This window comes from Corallococcus sp. CA049B, from assembly GCF_003611685.1.
Lineage (GTDB): Bacteria > Myxococcota > Myxococcia > Myxococcales > Myxococcaceae > Corallococcus > Corallococcus coralloides.
Genome location: NZ_RAWC01000379.1, coordinates 1 through 3,977, shown reverse-complemented (window position 1 = coordinate 3,977; position 3,977 = coordinate 1). Strand labels below are relative to the sequence as shown.

The window sequence follows — 3,977 nt, the reverse complement described above, 5'->3', positions numbered from 1 at the left end:
CCGCCCTTCTCCGCGAGGGTCTTGAGCGCGTCCCGCAGCGAGCCGCGGAAGCTCACGTCGATGGTGCGGGCCGGCGCGGTGGCGGCAGCGGCGGGGGCCGGGGCGCCTTCCGCGAGCGCCACGGGGGCGCCGAGGAGGAGGGTCGGAAGCAACAGGCGGGGGAGGATCTTCATGGTCACGCTCAGGCTTCGGAGAGGGACGGGGGAGGGGATCCGGCCAGGCGCTTCAGGCCGAACAGCGACGTGAACACGACCAACGCGACGATGCAGGCCACCGCCAGCCCCGCGGTGCTCCACAGGGCGTGCGCACCGCTGAGCAGGCCTTCCACGAACGCACGGCTGTCACGCACGCTGGACGCGAACGCGGTGCCCATGCGGCCGAGCGCCCTGTCGCTGCTGAACAGGAAGCCCAGACCCACGCCCAGGGACGTGAGCAGGATGCAGAGGCCCGTCCACACCTCGCGGCGCTGGGGCACGGGGCTCTCCGCGACACGGGCCATCACGTTCACGACCAGCGACGGGGGCGGCAGCGGATCCGCCAGCCGGAACAAGTCGTTCTCCAGCAGGCGGTGGTCCTCCATCAGGGCGGCGCACGCCTCGCACTCCGCGGCGTGATCCAGGGCGGGGCCCTCACCGGCCTCCAGCTCCGCGAAGAGGACCTCCAGGTCGGGGCAGGGGGTGGGGCTCATCGCGTCTCCTCCTCGGCGGGCGCCATCTTCTTGCGAAGCTTCTCACGGGCTCGGAACAGGCGGGCCATGATGGTCCCGGGCGCGCAGCCCATGATCTGCGCGATCTCCTTCGTGGTGCGCTTCTGGACGTAATAGAGGGCCAGCACTTCACGGTCGTCCACGGAGAGCGTCTCCATGGCGGCCTCCAGTGACTGCCGCTCCTCGCGCGCGATGGCCCCGTCCTCCTGGGACGCCTCGTTGCTGGGGAGCACCTCCTTCATGGGCTCCAGCTCCTCCGTGCGCACCTTGGTGCGGCGGCGGAGCAGGTCCAGGCAGAGGTTGCGCGTGATGGCGAGCACCCAGAGGTCGAACGGGCGCGCGTCGTCGTAGCGGTGGAGGTTCTGGTACGCGCGCAGGAGCGCCTCCTGCGCGACCTCCGCGGCCTCCGCCTCGCTCTGCAAGAGGCGCAGCGCCAGGCCGTACACCGGGCGCTGCACGCTGCGGACGAGCGCTTCGAAAGCGGACGGGTCCCCCTTGCGGGCGGCCTGCACGTCCGCCTTCCAGGGGAGCGGGGCGGCGTCCTCAGCCATCAGCATTCCGATGGCCATGGGGAGCGAGTCGAGGGCAAGAGCGTTCACGCCCTGGATTACGGGCGCGGCCCAGGGCCATTGCGCTGCCCTCGAACATCACTTCCGCTTCTGTTTTTTCGCGGACTTGGCGGCGGCCAGGCGCTGCTTTTCGGCCTTTTCCGCCCGGCTTTCGGCCTTCACCTGCTTGCGCTGCTTCTGCTTCGCCCGGAAGCCCAGCGGAATCTCAGGCTCGGGAGCAGGCGAGGGGGCGGCCCTGACCTCATCCAGGTCCGGCAGTGCCTCGCGGGGCGCGCGGGCCGGCCGGCCAATGCGGCCAGGCGGACGGGCGTCCTTCGCGGGCGGCGCGGCCCGGTCGTCGCGACGGGAGGTGCCCGGACGGGCGGGGCGCTCGGACGAGGCCGGACGGGCGGTGCGGGGGGTGGCCCGGTCCGCCAGGGTGCGGTGGCGTGACGGTCCTTCCGAGGAGCGCGCGGCGCTCCGGGCCTCCGCCACCCGCTCCTCCTCGCGCTCGCTGGTGACGAGCCGCGGGCGCTGCGAGGTGCGGATGTCCTCCTTCGAGTCCTCCGTGTACTCGAAGTGGAACAGGCGCTTGATGACCAGCGTGGCGTACGCGCCCGGGGGCAGCGTGAAGGCCACGTTGACCTTGATGTCGCCGCGGTTCACGTCGTCGTTCTGCGTGCGGCCCACGACGAGCTTGTGCGGGAACATCACCAGCGGGCGCTGCTCCTCCTTGAAGTAGAGCATCCGCTCCGCGCCCTTGATGCGCAGGTCGGGGAGCTTGAGCTTCTCCTTGCCCAGCACCCAGGTCATGGCCTCCGCGACCTTCGGGTCCTCGAAGGTGGAGTCCGGCCCCACGAGCGGGAAGGTCTTCTCGCGCAGGATGTGCAGCACGTCCGGGGTCGCGTCCCGGAAGTGCAGGAGCGTGCCGGCCTGGTAGCGCATGGGGAACATGGCCTCGCGCGGCAGCATCAGCTGGAGGTAGCGCCGGACGCCCTCGTTCCAGAGGAAGCTCTGGTACTCGAAGAGGATCATCGCCCGGTAGTCCGAGTCGATCTGCAGGAACGCGCGGAGCCAGTCGCCCGGGTGCTCACGCAGGGAGCGCAGGATGCGGTGGTACTTCTTCGCGCCCTCGAAGGGCACGCGCGCGTCCCACTTGCCCCAGTTGTCGCGCCAGAAGCCCTTCACCTTGGCGTCCTCGGTGCGGTCCAGGTCCGAGGGGCGGGCGAAGTAGTTGTGCAGCGCGGCCTCGAAGTCGCCCCGGATGAGGTCCTTGGCGATGAAGCCCTGGCCGTGCTTGAGCGCGCCGAAGCGCTGGCTGTCGAAGTAGTTCACCACGCCCAGCCGGTTCACCTCCGCGGCGGCCAGGTTCAGCGGCGCCAGCGAGTCGCGCGTGAGGGCACGCACGGTGACGGAGAAGCGGTTGGAGGTGATGTTCCTCGCGGACAGCGGCTTGTCCGTCCGGCCCAGGAACTTCAGGCGCAGGTCGGGCTCCTGCATGTCCACGTCCGCGCCATCCACGGCGATGATCTGCTCGGTGCGGCCCTGCTTGTCCTTCAGGCCGCAGTAGCTGATGGCGCCGGGCTTCAGGCCGAACGCGTCACGGATACGGTTCACCGCGTCAAAGGTGGACAGCTTCTGCTTGTCCATCAGGTAGACGCGATGCTTGCCGCTTTCGACCTCGTCGAAGCGGTAGGACTCCTTCACGGAGAAGTCCTCGGGTTTTTGCTTGATTCGCACGACAGCCCCCTTACCACGCGGACGCGCGGAATGAAGCGTTCGCGCCGGAAATGGGCTTAACCTGCAACCCCATGAGAAACCTTCCCGCCCTGATCCTTTTGGGGCTCGCCGGCCTCGCCGTGGGGTGCGCGACCCCGCTGTCCACCATGCAGACGGCGAAGACGCTCTCGCCCGGGCAGGTGCAGGTGACGGGCAGCATGGGCGTGTTCGTCCCGGTGGGGACGCTGGCGTCGGTGGTGGACGTGGGCATCGACCAGGGGCTCGAGGCGAAGCGGGCCATCGAGGAGGACCGGCCCTACACCCTCACGGAGGAGGACCAGCAGCGCCTCTTGACGGCGGGCCTGGCCCTGGCGGTGGCCCCGCCGGGGGTGAACCCGGAGCTGATGGTGCGGGTGGGGCTCCTGGACGGGTTCGACGTGGGCGGGCGCTACAACGGCAACGCGCTGCGCTTCGACGGCAAGGTGCGCCTGGCCCACGGCGGGCAGGGGCCGCGCCGCTCCTATGACCTGGCGCTGGGGCTGGGGGTGTCCAAGTACCTGTTCTCCGGGGCGGTGATGGACGTCCTGGAGGTCGTCCAGTTGGGGGACTTCAGCCGGACCGACGTGGAGGTGCCGCTGTACCTGAGCGCGGAGTACGGCGACGTGTTCAAGCTCTACGGCGCCCCCAAGTACGTCTTCAGCCACACCCGGCTGGACGCCCAGCTGGTGGACTTCTCCCAGCAGGGCAAGCCGGTGACGGGCTTCGACGCGAGCCTCCCGTCCACGGTGAACAGCCACTTCGTGGGCTCCACGGTGGGCTTCGCGGTGGGCTACAAGTACGTGCACTTCTACGCGGAGCTCACCGGGGGCTACGTCTTCTGCAACCCCCATGTCTTCGGGCAGAAGCGGGACCTGGGCGGGATGACCTTCCTGCCGTCCGTGGGCCTGGGCTTCCGGGCCCCCGAGCGCCGCCCGGCCGCCTCCGCGAACCCCGCCACCCCGGGG

The 3,977-nt window shown here is 70.1% G+C and carries 4 protein-coding genes; 1 reads left to right on the top strand and 3 read right to left on the bottom strand.

Features of this window, described 5'->3' with window-relative positions; genetic code table 11:
* Positions 1 to 181 precede the first annotated feature (181 nt).
* The 3 genes from D7W82_RS38725 to truD all read right to left on the bottom strand — a co-directional run bounded on the left by D7W82_RS38725 (position 182) and on the right by truD (position 2,994).
* Positions 182 to 688 carry a hypothetical protein gene (locus D7W82_RS38725; RefSeq protein ID WP_120623051.1) on the bottom strand — a complete coding sequence of 169 codons (507 nt, stop codon included), beginning with the start codon at positions 686 to 688 and terminating at the stop codon, positions 182 to 184.
* On the bottom strand, positions 685 to 1,263 hold the full coding sequence (locus D7W82_RS38720) for an RNA polymerase sigma factor (RefSeq protein WP_370451149.1): 579 nt from the start codon (positions 1,261 to 1,263) through the stop codon (positions 685 to 687). Before D7W82_RS38720 ends, D7W82_RS38725 begins: the two co-directional genes overlap by 4 nt.
* Before the next feature lie 90 nt (positions 1,264 to 1,353).
* A complete protein-coding gene (gene truD / locus D7W82_RS38715; protein WP_120623050.1) occupies positions 1,354 to 2,994 on the bottom strand; it encodes a tRNA pseudouridine(13) synthase TruD in 1,641 nt (546 codons plus the stop codon).
* 71 nt (positions 2,995 to 3,065) lie between these two features.
* Between truD and D7W82_RS38710 the strand changes: the two genes are divergently transcribed.
* Positions 3,066 to 3,977: hypothetical protein (locus D7W82_RS38710; protein WP_120623052.1), on the top strand; the 912-nt coding region annotated here is incomplete at its 3' end.

Excerpts from the sequence above, each read along its gene's own strand:
- D7W82_RS38725 (WP_120623051.1), bottom strand. The coding sequence starts at position 688 with ATGAGCCCCACCCCCTGCCCCGACCTGGAGGTCCTCTTCGCGGAGCTG.
- D7W82_RS38720 (WP_370451149.1), bottom strand. The coding sequence starts at position 1,263 with ATGCTGATGGCTGAGGACGCCGCCCCGCTCCCCTGGAAGGCGGACGTG.